Below are 17,368 nucleotides of genomic sequence, written 5' to 3' on the forward strand. Positions count from 1 at the left end.
TCATATCGTCAGAGTGTGTTCATGGCATCCTCTGCCCGGGCCCGGTACAGGGCCTTTCTGGAATCAGGTGCCCTGAAGGTATCACTGGTTTACCTTGTAGTTGGTCTTGCCTGGATCTTTTTTTCCGATAACATCGCTTTTGCAATAACAGGCGGATCGGACGCGTTCCTGCTGTACTCTGAGCTCAAGGGGTTCGGGTTCATTATCGTCACCACACTGATGCTCTATGGCCTCATCCGTTACTTCACGGATGCCTCAGAAAAACAACAACAACAGCTGTTCCGGTACGAGACCCGGTACCGGAAGCTCTATGAGAGCATGAGGGATGCATTTGCGAGTGTCGATATGGCAGGCAGGATAAAAGAATACAATCCTGCATTCCGGGAGATGCTGGGCTATTCCAACGAGGAACTCTCGAAATTCACCTATCGTGATATCACCCCGGATAAATGGCATGAGTCCGAAGAGAGGATCCTGAAAGAACAGGTCCTGCTGCTCGGGCATTCTGAAGTCTACGAGAAAGAATACCGGAGGAAGGATGGGACGATCTTCCCCGTGGAATTGCACACGTTCCTTCTCCGTGACGATGCAGGACAGCCTGCCGGCCTTGGGACTATCGTCCGGGATATCACCGGGCGCAAGCGGGCGGAAGATGCATTGCGCGAGAGCGAGGAGCGGTTCCGGAAGATCTTCGAGAACAGCTCCCTGGGCATGACTCTGGTCACATCCGATTACCGGTTTTTTTCTGTCAACCCGGCCTGGATAGCCATGACCGGCTATGCAGAGGAAGAACTCCTGAAGATGTCTTTTAAGGATATTACACATCCGGATCATCGTGCCAGTGACGACGAACATATGCGGGAGCTGGCGGCAGGGACGATTCTGGTCTACGGCACGGAAAAACGGTATATCAGGAAAGATGGCAGTATCCTCTGGGGATCGATCAGGGTTACCGCGATCCGGGATCAACAGGGTTCCCTGCGCTATTTCGCCGGCCAGATCGAGGATATTACCGAGCGAAAGATGGCGCAGGATGCGTTAAATCGTGCAACAAAGAAACTAAGTCTCCTGAATTCCATCACTTTTTCCGACATCCAGAACGCGATATTTTCCCTGGCGGGATATTTTGAACTTGAAAAAACCGGTGAACCTGGTGAAAGACTGCAGCAATACCTGGATAAAGAGACCGGAATTATCCGGACAATTACGGAATCACTTAAATTTGCGAAAAATTACCAGAACCTGGGACTGAAGCCTCCCGCGTGGCAGAATGTCGGCGAGGCATTCCTCTTTGGGATCTCGCACCTGGATATCTCAGATATATCCAGGAAACTCAGTGTCGAAGGATTGGAGATCTATGCTGACCCGCTCCTTGAGAATGTCTTCTTTACGCTTGCTGAAAACATTCTCCTGCATGGGAAAACTGCGACAGAGATCACCTTCCGGTATCATGAATCCGAAGAAGGGCTCACCCTTTTCTTTGAAGATAACGGCGAGGGGATCCAGCCCGATCTGAAAGAAAAGATTTTTGACAGGCGGAATGAAGAGCGGAGAGGAATGGGCCTTTTCCTCGCCCGGGAGATCCTTTCCGTTACCGGCATTACGATCAGGGAAACCGGTGAAGCCGGGAAAGGTGCACGGTTTGAGATCAGCGTGCCAAAGGGAGTGTACCGGTTCGAAGAGCGGCCCTGATCCCGGTTCATCGGGGGAGGCAGCGGGCAGGAGCTTACAGCCCTGGACGACAGCGCAGATCACAGGACCCGGGGGCCCGTCACACATCCCTCACCATCAGCGAGATGCCCCCATCAAGACCTGCAAAAAACCGGGCCCCGTCAAGGCTGAATGCATCGTATGGCAAAGATCCTGCTTCATGGAACCCGCACTGTTCGAACGACCGGCGGGAGGCCGGGCTGGTGCAGTCGGCGATGACCTGCCGGTACCCGCGTTCCCGGGCATGGGCAAGCACCCGGCGGATCAGGGCCTGTGCGATCCCGTGTCCCCGGTACTGCCGGCTGACGCCGATCTGGAAGATATGCAGCACCGACCCGGGGGCGATCGCATCCCGGTCGAGGTACCGGTCCTCCAGATCATCGATCATGGTCACGACTTCCCGGAAATATGCCAGGAGTTCCACCATCCATTCCCCTTCACGTTTGGGATCATCTGTCATATCAACACAGAAGATGAACCCGACTGGCTCTCCGGTCTGATCATCCCTTGCGACAAAGCTCAGGTTTTTTCCGGCGAGAGACCCGGCATAGAGGATCGCGTAGTGGAGGAACAGGGCCGGGTCGGGAGAACGGCGGTGCGTTGTCGGCTCGTCAGCAAGGAAAACTTCGCTGTAGAGCCGGGCGGTCCCGTCCGCATCGGATTCTCTGAGGGGGAGACAGGCCACCGTTCCCTGGGGCAGGAAGTCCGGACCGGGAACATACGTATGAATGCCGTTGCCGGGATCTGTCGGGTATACCATGCTGAGGAGCTGTTCTCGTTCATTCCATAAATGCCGATGCCGTCATTACTGATCGGTGCATCCGGTATTCCCGCCACAGTTTTTAGCGCCGGCTGCACAACAATATACTATGCAGGCAAAGGTCCCTATGAGCGAGCTCGGGGCAAGGCTGGAACGGTTCCGGGCACGGATGGATACCGCTGACCCCGGCTGGGAGCTCGCCCTCGTCTCCAGCAACGTCAACCTCTATTATTTTACCGGGACTATGCAGGACGGGATCCTGCTCATCCCCCGCAATGGCGAGGCAGTATTCTGGGTGCGCCGGAGTTTCTTGCGGGCAGTGGACGAGTCCTCTTTCCCGCAGATCCGGCCCATGCAGAGCTACCGGGCTGCGGCAGAAGCGACGGGACCGATCCCCGGGACGGGATACCTGGAGACCGAACACGTATCGCTCGCCATGTACCAGCGGCTCCGGAAATACTTTCCGTTCCGTGACGTGCAATCGCTCGATGGCGTAATCGCAGATATCCGGTCGGTCAAGAGCCGGTACGAGCAGGAACTGATGGAGAAGGCGGGCAGCATCCACCGCCATGTCCTCGAGGATCTCGCCCCGTCCCTCCTCCGCAAAGGAATAAGCGAGGCCGAGTTCTCAGCCGAGCTCTATGCCGTCATGGTGCGGGAAGGCCACCACGGGATCGTCCGGTTCGGCATGGCCGGGGCCGAAATCATGCTGGGTCTGATCGGCTTTGGCGAGAGTTCCCTCTACCCCACGTACCTCGACAGTCCCGGGGGCAATGCCGGTATGTCTCCCGCCGTCCCGCTGCTCGGCAGCCGGGAGCGGAAACTCGAATGCGGGGACCTCATCTTCTGCGACATCGGCTGCGGGTATCACGGGTACCATACCGACAAGACCATGACCTATGTCTTTGGCGGAACGCTGCCGGATGAGGCAGTCCGGATCCACCAGCAGTGTCTCGCGATCCAGGACCAGATCGTCCCGCTCCTCAGGCCGGGCGCCATCCCCTCGCAGATCTACGAGACGGTGACGGCCGGTCTTGAGCCCGCATTCCTCGAGAATTTCATGGGATACCGGGACCGGAAGGTCCAGTTCCTCGGCCACGGGATCGGCCTCGAGATCGCCGAGAACCCGGTGATCGCCAGAGGATTTGACCAACCGCTCAAAGAAGGGATGGTCATCGCCCTCGAACCCAAGAAAGGGATCATGGGGATCGGTATGGTCGGCACCGAGAACACGTTTATCGTCACACCTCATGGCGGCCGCAGTATCACCGGCAATCACCCCGGCCTGATACGGGTCGGATGAGGATTTTCCTCTCTTCCGGGGACCCTTTCCAGGGGCCGGACCCGAAGACCCCTCACAGACCCGGTGAGCGCGAGGCATAATACTCCCGTCCCGCCATACAGTACCGTATGGAGAAGAAGCTCGTCTTCGCATTCCTCTATGTCCTGATCTTTCCTGCCCTTATCCTCATCCTCTCCGGGAACCCCTTCTGGCCTGCAGGATGGATCTTTGGCGCGTGGTTCATCCTGCTCTGTTATTCGACGATCCTCTACCTTTACCGTAAAGATCCGGCACTGCTCGCCGAACGGTTCCGGAAGCCCGGTGCCGGCAACCATGTGGGGTGGGACCGGTACGTGGTCTACGGCCTCGGGCTCGGGTTCGCGCTCTGGATCGTCATCATGCCCCTCGATGCACAACGGTTCGGCGGGTCTGCCGTCTTTCCCCACGGTCTGAATATTCTCGGCTTTGTCATGCTGGCCGGATCCTTCTTCCTTTTCTTCCGGTCTTTCACGGACAATACCTTCCTTTCACCCTTGGTGCGGATCCAGGAAGACCGGGGGCAGCGGGTGGTATCAACCGGTGTCTATGGGTTTGTCAGGCATCCGATGTACCTCGGGGCGATCCTGATGTTCATCGGAGCGCCCCTCCTGCTCGGCTCAGGCTACGGCGCACTTACCGGCATTGCCCTGACCGCGCTTCTGATGGCGAGGATCATGAAGGAGGAAGAGATGCTGGACCGGGAACTTGAAGGCTACCGCGAGTATACCGGGAACGTCCGCTACCGGTTGATCCCGTTCCTCTGGTAGTGGCAGGGGAACGCTAAACAGATACCCTCATATTGTTCTGCCCTGCAATCCTGATTCAGGAATATCTTCCATGGATGCAATAGTTGCAGATAATCTCCGCAAGTCGTTTGGGCCGGTAACGGCGGTCGATGATGTCAGCATTACGATCCCGGAAGGCGGCATCTTCGGGTTCCTGGGTCCGAACGGCGCGGGAAAAACCACCACGATCCGGATGATCACCGGTGTGCTGATCCCGGATGCCGGATCGGTACGGGTCCTCGGGACGGATGTCGACAAGGATCCGCTTGCCGCAAAGCTGAAGATGGGCGTTATCCCCGAGAACGGCACGGTTTACAGCGATCTCACCGCGGAACAGAACATCATCATCACCGCGAAATTCTTCGGCATGGACCGGGTCAGCCGCGAAAGACGGGCAGGTGAGATCCTCGACCGACTCGGGCTCACGGAGCGGAGAAACGATATCGTCCGGACGTTCTCGAAAGGGATGCGCCAGCGGATCAGCATCGCGTGTGCCATCGTCCACTCGCCAAAGGTCCTGATCCTCGACGAACCGACCACGGGGTTGGACGTCTACAGCCGCCGGCTCGTGATCGATACGGTCCGGCACATGAACGAGCAGGGCAGCACGGTCCTCCTCACCACGCACAACATCGAGGAGGCCAATGCGCTCTGTACCACGATCAGCATCATCAACAAGGGGAAGATCGTGGCGACCGGCAGCCCGGAGAAGCTCAAGAAGACCTTCGACACCTCCCGGTATGTCGAGGTCTCGTTCGACCAGCCGGTAGGACACGGGCTATTCTCCGGCCCCGGGATCACCCGGGCGGAGCAATGGGGGGACAAGTGGCGGGTCTACACGGACGATCCGGACCGGGCGGTGAAGCACCTTGCTTCCGCTGCGGAGCGGGACCGGCTGACTATCGTCTCCATTGCTACCTCGAACCCTACGCTCGAAGAGGCGTTTGTCCGGCTCACCGGGGGCGTGTAAGATGGACTGGAAGGTCTTTCTCCGCAGCATCGCTGTCGTCACCGAGAAGAACATGCGGATCTATTACTTCAAGGGGCCGGTAGTGGTCTTCGGCCTGCTCTTTCCCCTTATCATGTTCTTCACGTTCTTCATAGGCAGGAACCTCGACATCGTCCTCTTCTTCCCGGGGTTCCTCGGCATGATGCTCTTCTTTACCGCATCCTCGGTCGGCCCCCTGATCACCCCGTGGGAGAAACGGGAGAAGACCTACGAGCGACTCGTCTCCCTGCCCGTAATCCTCGAGAGCATCATCATAGGCGACCTGATGGCCGGCGCGATCTTCGGCGTTGGCATCACGGCGATCGTCTTTGCGGTCTCTGCAGTGCTCCTCCACCTCCCCCTTGCGCATATCGGGCTCCTCGCCCTCTCGCTCGTGCTCGGGTCGATCACGTTCGCAGCGCTCGGCACCCTGCTTGCATCGCCGACAACGGACAACCCGTCGAACATCATGATGCTCTCGAGCCTCGTCCGGCTCCCGCTTATCTTCGTCTCGGGCATCTTCATACCGCTCAGCCAGCTTGCCGGCTGGGAATGGATCCTCACCTCGCTCTCCCCGCTCACGTACCTCGTCGACCTCTTCCATGCAAGCCTGAACGGCGACGCAGTTTACCCGCCATGGCTCGATGCGCTGGTGCTCGTGCTCGTGATCCTCGTATTTATCTTGTGTGCGAAGGTGATCCAGAGACGGAACCTGGTGAAGGGGATTTAGGTACCGGGCGGTTTATACCCTTTTTACCGGCACATGCAATCAGAATGTGCGTGTGCGGGGGTTCCCCGCATCCGATCTTCCCAAAAAAAGGGGCGGCCCCTTATTCGATAATATCCCATACGGGTGCATCGGGGGATTCAGGTACCTCTTCGGGTTTTCCACCATTCTTCCCGTGGATCTCGTGAACGAACCGTGAACCTGTAAGCGAGGACAATATCGCTGCAATGATGGACAGAAGGGCACCTATGTAGAAGGAGACCCTGAGCGATGGCATGAAGGCATGCGCAAGCGTTGTCGGGAACCAGGTGATACCGGTCAGGGTCGTCATGGTCGAATTGCTGATCCCGGCAACAACCGCCGGGGACAACGTTACAAGGATCGCATTGACAGGATTGTATCCTAGGAACGCGGCAAATAACGCCCCCGTCGGCGGGATTGCGCTCATGGGGACGATCAGGCCCGGGGCCCCGGCACCTTCAAGCGATGTTGCGAGTTCCGGGGGAAACAGGTGCGTCAGGCTGACGATGACAATGGTAAAGAACAGGGCCATGGAGATGACCATCCCGCTGTTCTGCAGCATCGATCTCATGCCCGATGCTACACCCCGGTCCTCCGGGGGCACGGAGTTCATGATCGCCGCGATGTTCGGCGTACCGAACATGCCGTTCCCGAGTCCCATGATAAGGAGGGCCAGGGCAAAGACCGGGTAATCGAAATTATAGGGCAGCGAGGCCAGCATCAGGAACGAGAGGGAGATGAGAAGCAGACCTGACGTGGCGAACAACCGTGAACCGTATTTGTCCGAGAGCCATCCCGAGAGGGGTCCCATGATCACGAACCCGGCGGTGAGCGGCAGCATAAATATCCCGGCCCAGAATGGCGTAGACTCGTAGCTGTACCCGTGGAGCGGCAGCCAGATGCCCTGCAGCAGCATGATCAGGAGGAACATCATGCCGCCCCGGGCAAGTGCGCTCAGGAACCCGGCGGTGTTGGCAAGGGAGAATACCCGGATCTTAAACAGGCTCAGCCGGAACATCGGGTCCTCGACCCTGCTCTCGATGATCGGGAATGCGATCAGGAGGAGGATGCCGATGACGAGGGATGCGATCACCCACGGGTTCCCCCATCCCATCGGGTCGTGCCCGTACGGGAGCAGTGCATACGTGATGCCGACCAGGAGGATCGTCAGCCCGCCGACAAACGTGATGTTGCCCCAGATATCGATCTTCCGGGCCTTTTTCGGCAGCGGGGTCTCTTTGAGTTTCAGGTACGCCCAGACCGTGCCGATGAGCCCGACCGGCACGCTGACGAGAAAGACGTACCGCCAGTTATAGAACGCGAGGATGCCCCCGAGAATGAGACCCACGAACTGGCCCGAGAGGAATGCCATCGTGTTCAGCCCCAGCGCCTTGCCCCGTTCGTCGGGAGGGAATGCATCCGTGAGGATTGCTGCGCTGTTGGAGAAGGTGAAGGACGCGCCCACGGCCTGGACGAGGCGGAATGCGATAATCTCGAGGGCACCTGCGTCCCCTTTGTCCGGCGTGAGGAAGAGCAGGATGGACCCGAGGGTGAAGATGGCAAACCCGATATTGTAGAACTTTACCCGCCCGTACATGTCCGAGAGCCGGCCGCAACTGAGGAGCAGTGTCGCAGTGACGAGACTGTACCCCATCAGCACCCAGATTAAGTACTGGAACGAGCTGAGCGGATCGATATTGATGCCATTGAAGATCGCGGGCAGCGAGATGAGGGTGATGCTCCCGTTCACGGATACCATGAACATCTCGATGGTGGTGATCGAGAGTACGATCCACTTGTAGTCGATGCCTTTTTTGATGGGTTTTGTGGCATTGCCTTCGGTTTTTATGTGTTCCATGAGATCGGGCTGCCTCCGGCATCATCCGGGCATGTTCCCCGGATCTGTAAAATATAGTTTACAAATTGGATCTTTTGGTACTATAATGTTTCAGGACTTTTGCATGAAGGTGTATCTCCAGAGGAATGCATCGGACGGTATCGTGCCCCGGATCCCGGGTAAAACCTGCGAAGCGTGAAAAAGTAGTTCGCCTTTCCGACAGGAACCGGGGAAACCTTGAAGCCACCCCCGGAGTGATTACTCAGTCAGGGTGGCATACATGAAATACGCCGATATTGACAGGATTTACCGGACGATCCCGCTGGATAACCTCCCGTGGAACAACGAGACCCCGCCGGAGGCACTCGTTGAACTGGTACGGGACGAAAAAATCCGGCCCTGCAAAACCATCGATCTCGGGTGCGGTGCCGGTAACTATGCGATCTACCTGGCCGGGCTCGGGTTTGATATGACCGGCGTGGACAGTTCTCCGACAGCAATTAAAATCGCTGAAGAACATGCAAAAAAGCAGGGAGTACGGTGCAGGTTCATCATCGCCGACCTCATCGGCGACCTGCATGAAGTGACCGACACGTTTGACTTCGCCTTTGACTGGGAATTCCTGCACCATATCTTCCCGGAAGACCGGGAGGCCTATATCCGGAATGTGCATAAAATCACAAGCCCGGGTGCAACCTACTTTTCCGCCTGTTTCAGTGAGAATGACCCCCAGTTTGGCGGTAGCGGTAAATACCGCGAGACCCGGATCGGGACAAGGCTCTACTTCTCCTCGGAATCCGAGATCAGGGAACTCGTCTCCCCGTATTTCATCATCCGGGAACTGAAAACAATCGAAGTCGGCGGAAAGTCCGGCTCGCATAAGGCAGTATACCTGCTTGCGGAACGGCGGTGATTTTTTTGCTGAGTTCCGGTTCAGGGGATGTGCCTGTGCGAAGGGAAAAACGGGGTACCTGTTTTCTATGCATCAATGTAATGAATTCCTGTGGAGAACATGGTTTTTCGGTATGTTGATGGGGGTTGAAACACCCATACCCCCGGTTGCGATGGATGCCGCCACCCCCTACGGGACGCCCCCGCGGCGGATCATTGACCGAAAAGCAATAAAAATACCTCCCTGCCCCGCCGTGCCCCGGAGAGGCCCTGTGGCCGGGGAAACCTCACAAATACTGAAGGCAGATCGTACAATTTTCATCATACGGGTGTAAACCGTATCGGTTCGTCTGTGGATCTACAACGCCATTTTTGATACACCCGCTGTGAAAAAAATATTTTCCGACTCGGGAAAATTTCCGGTCTTTTCTCCTCATTCCCTGAAGCCGGCGGCCGGTTTTTTTCGAAAACTAGATAGAGATGTGGGGTAAGGTACCATGAGACAACGATACGGATCCAGCCGGAATTGTATCGTAAATAATGGGGAAACTTCGATGGAACGAACGGAAAGCAGGACCGAAGTGAACATCGGCTTTGGCAAGGGGCGGATCGAGTCCCTCACGGACGGGATCTTCGCGTTCGGCATGACACTCCTCGTGCTCGGTGCCGGTTACCCGTTCACCGTTGCAACGCTTGCAAAAACGCCCGCCCACGATATCCTTGTCAACTCGGTGCCGGACGTGATCCTGTACATCATCTCGTTCCTCCTCCTCGCCGCGTTCTGGGTGGCCCACCACAGCCAGTTCCACCATATCCGGTACATTGACCGGACGCTCCTCTGGCTCAACATCATCATCCTGATGCTGGTCGCCTTCATCCCCTTCACCAGCACCATTGCCGGGATCTTTCCTGCGGACCCCCTTGCCTCGGGAGTGTTCGAGGCGCACCTCCTCATCACCGGCCTGCTCTTCCACATCCAGTGGCGGTATGCAACAAAAGACCACCGGCTGGTAGACCCGGACCTACCGGAATTTATCATCCGCCGGGGAAAAGAGATCACCCTCATTATCCCGGTCCTGTCCTGCGTGGGAATTATCCTCGCTGCCCTGAATATTCCTTACGGTGTGGCCATCTATATCTGCGTTCCCTTCCTCCTCTGGTTCCGGCTCAGGAGAATCCGGTAAAGATCCCGGAAAAAAGAATTGTATATTGTTGCACCCTTCGGCTCAGGCAGTCTGGCGGTCCGGCCGTTTCCCGTGGCTGGGAAATGCCACCTGCGGCCGCCGGGTAATGAATGAAACGTCCAGGTTTTTTACCATCCTTTCGGCCATCCCTGCGGGAATGCCCAGCGCCATCATCTCGGGCGGGAGGGAGTGGTTCTGCGTCGGGTCCTGCGGGCCCATGAACGCGGTGTTGGGTGGCGTGTTCTCTGCAAGGCCCGCCGGAAACGTGATAAAGGTCGAGCAGGAAGAGCCCCAGGGTACGATGACAGGTGAGAACGGGTCGTCCCGGTCGAAGTGGATGAGCGCTGCCATGTTCCGGATCTGCTCCCCCGTGCCAAAGCAGCAGAGGGACCTGACTTCAGGCCCGGCATCCCGCAGTGCCTCGCAGGCCTGAACGATGAGGTATTTTCCCGGGGGATGGATCGGTCCTGCTGCCAGCGTGCACTGTTCGACCAGCTCCGGGCTGGCCTTCAGGAATTCGGCTGCCCCGCCACGGACGTCTTTCCGGCCGGTCGATACGAAATATTTGATATCATTTGGGACGGGGATATACCCAACGTGGTAGAGACCACCCATGCAGCAGCCCTCGCTGGTATCGGCACTGACATAAATTGCTGACACCTCGTTTCCGGTTGCCATCCGGTACAGGGAAACCGCAAAACACCGGTTCACCCCGGTCATCGGGGGGATCCCCTCCGGCAGTACCTCGGATCCGTACACCGCAAGCGGGCGCGTCGTTAGCCTGAATGCTGTCTTCAGCCTGGCCCCGATCTCCCTGAAATCTGTTTTCGTCATGATCACAACACCTCACTCTCTGCAGCAAGCCCTTTCCAGATCGGGCCGTCGAATACACCATCTTTTGCCTCTTTTTCCATCTCTTCAAAGAGGGAAAAGGGTACGGCAAAGGTAAACATATGCGCAGGGATCGTCTTCCCAACATTGGCCCGTGCGGCAAGATCCGTGTACCCGAGCACGGCCCGGGGGTGCTCCTTCTTTGCCTCGTCATATACGAACGCCCCGATCTGCTGGCAGGCGGCCATGGGCGGGACCCGTACCGGGTCAGTGCCCTCGCGGACTGCCCCTACCAGCGTGACGAGCCCGGTGATCTGCAGCGGGTCTGCCACAAACACCACTACGACCGGGCGCTCGCCGGGTTTCACCGTGCTTAACGGGGTGAAGATCACGTACTTCTCGGCAATGTCCGTGATCGGCAGGTCAGCGGTCATGAACCGCTTTGCCTTCTCCGTATCTTTGTGCAGGCGCTCGCCATGCAGGAACTTTTCCCGCTCCCGCCCGGGGACATGCTGCACGGTCGCACAATAGGCTTCCGGGTTTTTTGCGCTCTCCTGCCCTTTCACGAAGAACGCGGACATGAATTCTACACCGGCGCCGCCGAAGGCATCGTAGTACCCGTTGCCAAACCCGAGGCCTGCCCTGGCACCGGGGCATCCGTAACTCTCCCGGTCGAAGACGGCGGTCTTCCCCTTCGTTGCGACCTGCGCAAAGAACGGCATGATGCAGGACTGCCCGTGGGGTTTGATCTGCAATGCGCCCTCGGGTTTTGTATTGCTCCAGAGAATTGCCACGGGTTCGTAGTCAAGCCGGAGTTTTTCTGCGGTGATACTCTTCATATCATTTCACCAGAATATTCCTGCAGGTTTATTTCATCCAGCCCATCTGGACGTACCAGTCATATTCGTGGGCGAACTTGTCCTTGTTGTTCTTTACGAGCTGGCAGAAGTACTCCCTTCTCTGCCGGTGACTCTCGTCCTGTTCGGGATAGGAGATCTCACCCCGGATAGACCGGGCCAGTCGCTTCCCCAGCTCGTGGGCATCCTTCCCGGCCTTCCCGAGCGCTGCTGGGTCCCTGCCGATCGCAACGCCAATCCCCCCCACGACATTTGCGCCAAGCGTCATGAGCACCTTGTTCATGTACCCGACCACCTCGTGCTCCCCGCTCCCCCCGGCCGTGCAGACCGAGCAGCCGAACTTTCCTGTCAGCATCTGGCAGTGGATCGCATCCGCCATACGGTCGAAGACCGCTTTCATCGGGGCGGGCACGCAGTCAATATAGTTGGGAGCGCCGAGCACAATCCCGTCGGCATTCATCATGCTCTCAAAGAGATCCGGGAAATCATCGAGCAGGGTGCACTCCCCTTTTGCATAGCAGGTGCCGCAGGCCGTGCAGTGCTCTATACGTAACGTGTATATATCCACGAGTTCAGTTTCTGCACCAGCCTCCTTCGCACCGGCCAGTACAGCGTTCACCAGACGGAGGGTATTACTGTCCTTTCCCTTAGGACTTGCATTCAGTCCGATTACTTTCATGAGTGATCCATCCTGATGGATGGGAATCAGAGAATATCGGTGATAAAGCTATTGATTGGTGGGTCGGCGGGGTGCATGGAGCAGGGATACTCTGTTGCCGGCAGAGACCCGGCCGGTTGAGGACGAACAGAAGGATCTCCTGTTTTCCGGGTTTAGCCTTTCGCTAAAAGCGCGGCAAGACGGTCCATGGACTCTGCCGCCCCTTCCTCCATCCCCAACCTGAGCATCGCATCGCGATCCTCTGCCGTCTGGAATACGGACTGGTCGATCAGGTTTGTCCTGCCGCCCAGATCTTCGAACGTCACGGTTTCCAGCAGTACATGGCCCGGCGTGCCCTCAAATTCGAACGTCCGGACCAGCCGCACAGGGGTTTCGATCGCATGATACACGCCGTGAAACGCGAACTCATTGCCTTCAGCATCGCGCTGGACAACCCGCCCGGCACCGCCCGGCTTCACGTACCATACGTTCAACCGTGGTCGTGAGCCGTGCCGGTCCCCACCACCGGGAAAGCAGCATTGGATCCGTAGACACCCCGAACACCCGCTCCCGGGGCGCATCGAAGATGCGGGTGATGACGATCTCCTGTGTTCCCGGCGCGGCAACGAGAACGGTCTTTCCATGGCGTGACTTCTCCTCTCCCAGGACGGCAGCGAGCTTATCGAGGGACTGGTTCCAGCCGGCCATCATGGGACTTATCATCTCTTTTGGCGGGGTGCGTTCATACTGCAGGGAGAACCTCGTCCCGCCCCTGTATTCTTCGAACGTGGCAGTGACCTGCACCTCGACCGGCCAGTCCCAGTTCATCCCGTAGTGCGAAGCCGGGACCACGTTGCCCTCTTCATCCGCAAAGCTGTCCGTGACAACGAGCCGTTTCGGGGGATCGATCTCACGGAAGACACCGGTACTCCAGAAGTCATGCTTATCGGGCGATCGCATGCAGTAGAGGTACCTGCCGCCCACGCTGATATCGATGGTGCAGAGCGGCGACGTGAAGCCCTCCGGCCCCCACCAGCGCATCACATATTCCGGCATCGTCCATGCCTTCCATACGAGCTCCCGCGGCGCATCGAAGACGCGGGTGATCTTCAATCCCGTTCTTTTCTTATCTGGTGCTATTGCCATGATGTACATCCCTCGTTCGTCCCGGTACCATATGCACTGTCGGGAGGCGGCCGGGCATTCCCGGTATGCCCGGGTAAAACCACCCGGTTATAACACCCTGCCGGCTGGAGTGGTGCTTTTAAAAAATTCATGCTATTACCAGCGACATATATCTTTGGCTCGTACCATTGCACCCGGGGATAAGCGCTTTCCTCCTTACGGTGAGATCGGGCGACTGGAGTAGCGACCGGACTATTTAAGGAACGAACGCCCGGGCTCTTGTGCAATCGTATAGCTGAAAAAAGAGACCGGAAGTATTACCGGTCGGAAAATTTCTCTACTACGCGGACGTTGTCGCCACGGACGGTGATCGGGATCGGGACTACGCTTTCGTACAGTTCGACCGTAATCTCTTCCTTTGCGGAATCGACACGCTTGACGACAGCCTTCTCACCTTTGAAGGGCCCGGCGATCAGCTCGACGATGGTACCTTCCTCGATACCGGAGACGACCGGCTTCGGGATGAGGAAGTGGCCGACCTCGGCGAGGCTCGTTTCGCCCTTGATTACCGAGCGTGCATGGGCAATAAGCTCCACGAGCTGTTCGACACGGTTCATCTTCTCGGGAGTCTCCACGAGCACGTAGCCCTGCAGCTCGTTCGGGACGATGATCGCGGTCACCTTGACGTCGGTCGCCTTGGTCTCGATCGCCTTGAGGATATTATCCGCTACCGTCCGTTCCTGCTTCGAGGTGGTCTTGATCGCAAAGATCCTGTTCTTGAATACTTCAGGGGCAGCAGGGGGTTGGGGAGCGGCGGGTGCAGGGGTCTGGGACTGGGTCATAGACATCGGGTCAGAATCCCAGCATGGTCTTGTGTTCGAATCCCACGAAGATGATGAAGCCGATCAGGCCAACAAGAAGCACACCTGCGGCGGCAACCGTGGCGATCTTGGTGAACTCTTCCCGGGTGGGGGTGCGCGCGAGCTTGAGGACCCGGAGGTACTTGCGGAGTAATTCCTCGTGAATGGCCTCGTGTATGCCGTCCATCTTGAAATCAGGTTTTGAAATTTCCATATTGAATCACTTGAGAAAATCGATCTCAAACTGTTTCTGTACTTTGGGGGTAAGTTTCTCATTGCGACCATATATTTGTGGCGACCGTACGCCCGTGACCACCAGCAGGCACCGCATCTTGTTCTCCATCGACGGGTCGATCTGGGCACCCCAGATAATCCGGGCATTCTGGTCCACGCGATTGTAGACTTCCTGCACCACACCCTCCGCCTCTTCCATAGTCATGTCCGGGCCGCCGACCACGTTGACGAGCGCGGCAGTCGCACCGCTGATATCCACATCGAGCAGCGGGGAGCGGATCGCCTTCTTGACCGAGTCGGCTGCCTTGTCCTCGCTGTCACTCTCGCCCATCCCGATCATCGCTACGCCGCCGCGTTCCATCACGGTGCGGACGTCGGCAAAGTCGAGGTTCACGAGGCCCGGCATCGTGATCAGTTCGGTGATGCCCTTGACCGCACGCATCAGGACTTCATCCGCGATCTTGAATGCGGCATAGAGGGGGAGTTTTGGCACGATCTCGAGCAGCTTGTCATTGGGCACAACAATGACGGTGTCTGCCACTTCCCGGAGGCGTTCGAGACCTGCTTCTGCATTCTCCATGCGGATGGCACCTTCCGCAGCGAACGGAAGGGTGACAACCGCGATGGTGAGGGCCCCCTCTTCCCGGGCGGCCTTGGCCACGACCGGTGCAACACCGGTACCGGTTCCGCCGCCAAGCCCGACCGTGATGAAGACCATATCACAACCGGAGACGACTGCCCGGATCTCCTGTTCGTTCTCGAGGGCTGCTTCTTCCCCGATCTGCGGGATGGAGCCGGCGCCGAGGCCCCGGGTGCGCTGGCGTCCGACGAGGATACGCTGGTCTGCACGGGTGCGGATCAGGTGCTGGGCATCGGTGTTCATGGCAATCAGTTTTGCGCCGTGGATGCCTTCCTCCATCATGCGGGAGATCGTGTTCGATCCGCCGCCACCGCAACCGATCACCGCTATCTCGGTCTTGAGTTCGGCGAGAATCTGATCAAGGTCTTCGTTATTCTGCGTAGGGGACACGGTTTCGTCCCTCGCCTTAGTGAGTGCCTCTTCAACAATTGACCTCATGAAAACTTCTCCAACCCCGGGATGTGGATCCGGATCTCACTGCGGGAAGACACCATGTCGGGTGTGATGGTCCTGCCATCGATCGTTACCGGCCGGCCCCCTGCCAGCTCGCGGTAGGATGGTCCGGGTACAATCCCCTGTTCGCGCGCTTTGTGGGGGTCGAACCGGACCTTCGTAATGATCAGGTTATCTTTCTCCGTTGCAGTGATCTCTTTACTACGTATGATTTTTACGCACAATGTATTTAAATCATTTATTATTTCAGGGGAATGGTGCGTATACGTGATAAATTCCGGAAGCAGGCAGTTATCGTGCGTGGAAATGTGAACGAGCGGCAAATTGTCGAGATTTTTTATGAACCCCGGCTCGTCCGATTTCACGGTTTCGGCAATTAAAACAGGATTTGCCTTAACAAGCACGGGCGTGCCGGCACCTTCCAGGGCATGGATGTAACAGCGGGCACCGGGAGTGATCGCGTCAGCCATCTTCCGTACGGTCCGGTAGGTACCCCATGCTACGGTTCCCATTGCGGCAATCTCGCTCTCAGAGAGCCGGGGTATTTCAAGGGATTCGAAGATCCCGGTCAGCCGTTCAAGTTCGGGGCGGGACAATGACTTCCTGTCGATATATGCAGCGACCGCCCCGCTCTGCCTGATCATTTCCTGCACCATCTCCGTGTCCAGTGCGGAGACCTGGCGCAGGGAACTGGCGATATGCCCGAATGCCCCCCGGGAGGTGAGGGCGATCTCCGTCTCGCGGGGTGCGTAATGGGTCCCCCCGATCCCGATCAGCGGGATCGCATTGACAGGTGCCGCACTGAGCACGGCTTCCGCGACAGCCCGGCCCGCGACGGGGTCTCCCCACTCCTTCTCCGTACTGCCGATCTCGACAAAGAACGATGGGATCGAGAGGGAGGTGGGCCCATGATGCGTCACTTCGTAGGACACCCGGTACCCTTCCGGGCAGTGCCGGGCAAGGGCCCGTAAGGTGGCCTGCATCATGGCCGGTGCAGCGGGTGCCAGGGTCCGGGCCTCGCCGCCAAGTTCCGCGGCCCCGTAATTCCCGGTGACATGGACAGTGAGGACCGGAACCGGGTTGACGCTGGAGTGACGGGAGAGGAAGACCAGCAGGTCTGCCTCGATCTCCCGGTCGATTGCCTCCGCATGGATCAGCCGCTCCTCCACATCGTAGAACGCGTATGTGCGGCCGGGGACCTGCCATCCGCCTGCCCCGCCCTCATCGAGCAGTTGCCCGATATGGTGCCGGATATTCAGGCCCGCCTTGTCCTGACGGGAGTTGACCAGCGCGATCCTCATTGGTACTCAGTGGATCGTGCCGGACGATTAAGGGTGCCCGTATGTGGCGTGATCGTTACCCCGGGCCCGGTGGCCCGTTCCAGTGAGGGGCTATTTGGCCGGGTCAAACCGGGAAACTTATTCACAAGAGGCGGGGCAGGGAACGGTTGCAGGGGCACCCGGTCGTGCAGGCCTGCCCCGGCCGG

At 58.0% G+C, this 17,368-nt stretch carries 18 protein-coding genes; 7 read left to right on the forward strand and 11 right to left on the reverse strand.

Features of this window, described 5'->3' with window-relative positions; genetic code table 11:
• The first annotated feature begins 21 nt into the window (after positions 1 to 21).
• The gene (locus tag WBL42_RS11290) at positions 22 to 1,692 is read left to right on the forward strand and encodes a PAS domain S-box protein (RefSeq protein WP_424721382.1); all 1,671 of its coding nucleotides are present in this window, start codon (positions 22 to 24) and stop codon (positions 1,690 to 1,692) included.
• A 79-nt stretch (positions 1,693 to 1,771) separates the two neighbouring features.
• Here the strand turns inward: WBL42_RS11290 and WBL42_RS11295 are convergent, their stop codons facing one another.
• Positions 1,772 to 2,470 carry an N-acetyltransferase family protein gene (locus WBL42_RS11295; RefSeq protein ID WP_424721383.1) on the reverse strand — a complete coding sequence of 233 codons (699 nt, stop codon included), beginning with the start codon at positions 2,468 to 2,470 and terminating at the stop codon, positions 1,772 to 1,774.
• Positions 2,471 to 2,579: 109 nt separating this feature from the next.
• Between WBL42_RS11295 and WBL42_RS11300 the strand changes: the two genes are divergently transcribed.
• From WBL42_RS11300 to WBL42_RS11315, 4 genes are all read left to right on the forward strand, one after another.
• Positions 2,580 to 3,773, forward strand: coding sequence for a M24 family metallopeptidase (locus tag WBL42_RS11300; protein WP_424721384.1), 1,194 nt, complete (start codon positions 2,580 to 2,582; stop codon positions 3,771 to 3,773).
• A gap of 107 nt (positions 3,774 to 3,880) precedes the next feature.
• Positions 3,881 to 4,558, forward strand: coding sequence for a methyltransferase family protein (locus WBL42_RS11305; protein ID WP_424721385.1), 678 nt, complete (start codon positions 3,881 to 3,883; stop codon positions 4,556 to 4,558).
• A 70-nt stretch (positions 4,559 to 4,628) separates the two neighbouring features.
• On the forward strand, positions 4,629 to 5,546 hold the full coding sequence (locus WBL42_RS11310; RefSeq protein WP_424721386.1) for an ABC transporter ATP-binding protein: 918 nt from the start codon (positions 4,629 to 4,631) through the stop codon (positions 5,544 to 5,546).
• A 1-nt stretch (position 5,547) separates the two neighbouring features.
• Positions 5,548 to 6,294, forward strand: a complete 747-nt coding sequence (locus WBL42_RS11315; RefSeq protein ID WP_424721387.1) for an ABC transporter permease — start codon at positions 5,548 to 5,550, stop codon at positions 6,292 to 6,294.
• A gap of 100 nt (positions 6,295 to 6,394) precedes the next feature.
• On the opposite strand, the gene WBL42_RS11320 is transcribed toward WBL42_RS11315, so the two are convergent.
• A complete protein-coding gene (locus tag WBL42_RS11320; protein WP_424721388.1) occupies positions 6,395 to 8,170 on the reverse strand; it encodes an MFS transporter in 1,776 nt (591 codons plus the stop codon).
• Between the two features lie 259 nt (positions 8,171 to 8,429).
• On the opposite strand from WBL42_RS11320, the gene WBL42_RS11325 reads away from it, so the two are divergent.
• A complete protein-coding gene (locus WBL42_RS11325) occupies positions 8,430 to 9,062 on the forward strand; it encodes a class I SAM-dependent methyltransferase (RefSeq protein WP_424721389.1) in 633 nt (210 codons plus the stop codon).
• 532 nt (positions 9,063 to 9,594) lie between these two features.
• On the forward strand, positions 9,595 to 10,224 hold the full coding sequence (locus tag WBL42_RS11330; RefSeq protein ID WP_424721390.1) for a TMEM175 family protein: 630 nt from the start codon (positions 9,595 to 9,597) through the stop codon (positions 10,222 to 10,224).
• Between the two features lie 42 nt (positions 10,225 to 10,266).
• Here the strand turns inward: WBL42_RS11330 and WBL42_RS11335 are convergent, their stop codons facing one another.
• The 9 genes from WBL42_RS11335 to WBL42_RS11375 all read right to left on the reverse strand — a co-directional run bounded on the left by WBL42_RS11335 (position 10,267) and on the right by WBL42_RS11375 (position 17,183).
• The gene (locus tag WBL42_RS11335; protein ID WP_424721391.1) at positions 10,267 to 11,058 is read right to left on the reverse strand and encodes a DUF169 domain-containing protein; all 792 of its coding nucleotides are present in this window, start codon (positions 11,056 to 11,058) and stop codon (positions 10,267 to 10,269) included.
• A 2-nt stretch (positions 11,059 to 11,060) separates the two neighbouring features.
• The gene (locus tag WBL42_RS11340) at positions 11,061 to 11,894 is read right to left on the reverse strand and encodes a DUF169 domain-containing protein (RefSeq protein ID WP_424721392.1); all 834 of its coding nucleotides are present in this window, start codon (positions 11,892 to 11,894) and stop codon (positions 11,061 to 11,063) included.
• A gap of 28 nt (positions 11,895 to 11,922) precedes the next feature.
• Positions 11,923 to 12,591 (reverse strand): flavodoxin family protein, encoded by a 669-nt coding sequence (locus WBL42_RS11345; RefSeq protein WP_424721393.1) that lies wholly within the window; start codon positions 12,589 to 12,591, stop codon positions 11,923 to 11,925.
• Positions 12,592 to 12,743: 152 nt separating this feature from the next.
• The gene (locus WBL42_RS11350; protein ID WP_424721394.1) at positions 12,744 to 13,064 is read right to left on the reverse strand and encodes an SRPBCC domain-containing protein; all 321 of its coding nucleotides are present in this window, start codon (positions 13,062 to 13,064) and stop codon (positions 12,744 to 12,746) included.
• Positions 13,006 to 13,716 carry an SRPBCC domain-containing protein gene (locus WBL42_RS11355; RefSeq protein WP_424721395.1) on the reverse strand — a complete coding sequence of 237 codons (711 nt, stop codon included), beginning with the start codon at positions 13,714 to 13,716 and terminating at the stop codon, positions 13,006 to 13,008. The genes WBL42_RS11350 and WBL42_RS11355 overlap by 59 nt, the downstream gene beginning before the upstream one ends.
• Positions 13,717 to 14,012: 296 nt before the next feature.
• Positions 14,013 to 14,537, reverse strand: a complete 525-nt coding sequence (locus tag WBL42_RS11360) for a transcription elongation factor Spt5 (protein ID WP_424721439.1) — start codon at positions 14,535 to 14,537, stop codon at positions 14,013 to 14,015.
• A gap of 10 nt (positions 14,538 to 14,547) precedes the next feature.
• Positions 14,548 to 14,769 (reverse strand): protein translocase SEC61 complex subunit gamma, encoded by a 222-nt coding sequence (locus WBL42_RS11365; RefSeq protein ID WP_424721396.1) that lies wholly within the window; start codon positions 14,767 to 14,769, stop codon positions 14,548 to 14,550.
• A gap of 6 nt (positions 14,770 to 14,775) precedes the next feature.
• A complete protein-coding gene (gene ftsZ, locus WBL42_RS11370) occupies positions 14,776 to 15,867 on the reverse strand; it encodes a cell division protein FtsZ (protein WP_424721397.1) in 1,092 nt (363 codons plus the stop codon).
• Positions 15,864 to 17,183, reverse strand: coding sequence for a D-aminoacyl-tRNA deacylase (locus WBL42_RS11375; RefSeq protein WP_424721398.1), 1,320 nt, complete (start codon positions 17,181 to 17,183; stop codon positions 15,864 to 15,866). Before WBL42_RS11375 ends, ftsZ begins: the two co-directional genes overlap by 4 nt.
• Positions 17,184 to 17,368 lie beyond the last annotated feature (185 nt).

It is taken from the genome of Methanoregula sp. (genome assembly GCF_049686655.1).
In the GTDB taxonomy this organism is placed as follows: domain Archaea; phylum Halobacteriota; class Methanomicrobia; order Methanomicrobiales; family Methanospirillaceae; genus Methanoregula.

Coding starts and splice junctions, on each gene's coding strand:
- WBL42_RS11365 (WP_424721396.1), bottom strand. CDS start 14,769: ATGGAAATTTCAAAACCTGATTTCAAGATGGACGGCATACACGAGGCC.
- WBL42_RS11320 (WP_424721388.1), bottom strand. CDS start 8,170: ATGGAACACATAAAAACCGAAGGCAATGCCACAAAACCCATCAAAAAA.
- WBL42_RS11325 (WP_424721389.1), top strand. CDS start 8,430: ATGAAATACGCCGATATTGACAGGATTTACCGGACGATCCCGCTGGAT.
- WBL42_RS11330 (WP_424721390.1), top strand. CDS start 9,595: ATGGAACGAACGGAAAGCAGGACCGAAGTGAACATCGGCTTTGGCAAG.
- WBL42_RS11315 (WP_424721387.1), top strand. CDS start 5,548: ATGGACTGGAAGGTCTTTCTCCGCAGCATCGCTGTCGTCACCGAGAAG.
- WBL42_RS11360 (WP_424721439.1), bottom strand. CDS start 14,537: ATGACCCAGTCCCAGACCCCTGCACCCGCCGCTCCCCAACCCCCTGCT.
- ftsZ (WP_424721397.1), bottom strand. CDS start 15,867: ATGAGGTCAATTGTTGAAGAGGCACTCACTAAGGCGAGGGACGAAACC.
- WBL42_RS11375 (WP_424721398.1), bottom strand. CDS start 17,183: ATGAGGATCGCGCTGGTCAACTCCCGTCAGGACAAGGCGGGCCTGAAT.
- WBL42_RS11345 (WP_424721393.1), bottom strand. CDS start 12,591: ATGAAAGTAATCGGACTGAATGCAAGTCCTAAGGGAAAGGACAGTAAT.
- WBL42_RS11300 (WP_424721384.1), top strand. CDS start 2,580: ATGCAGGCAAAGGTCCCTATGAGCGAGCTCGGGGCAAGGCTGGAACGG.
- WBL42_RS11310 (WP_424721386.1), top strand. CDS start 4,629: ATGGATGCAATAGTTGCAGATAATCTCCGCAAGTCGTTTGGGCCGGTA.
- WBL42_RS11290 (WP_424721382.1), top strand. CDS start 22: ATGGCATCCTCTGCCCGGGCCCGGTACAGGGCCTTTCTGGAATCAGGT.
- WBL42_RS11335 (WP_424721391.1), bottom strand. CDS start 11,058: ATGACGAAAACAGATTTCAGGGAGATCGGGGCCAGGCTGAAGACAGCA.
- WBL42_RS11305 (WP_424721385.1), top strand. CDS start 3,881: ATGGAGAAGAAGCTCGTCTTCGCATTCCTCTATGTCCTGATCTTTCCT.
- WBL42_RS11355 (WP_424721395.1), bottom strand. CDS start 13,716: ATGGCAATAGCACCAGATAAGAAAAGAACGGGATTGAAGATCACCCGC.
- WBL42_RS11340 (WP_424721392.1), bottom strand. CDS start 11,894: ATGAAGAGTATCACCGCAGAAAAACTCCGGCTTGACTACGAACCCGTG.
- WBL42_RS11295 (WP_424721383.1), bottom strand. CDS start 2,470: ATGGTATACCCGACAGATCCCGGCAACGGCATTCATACGTATGTTCCC.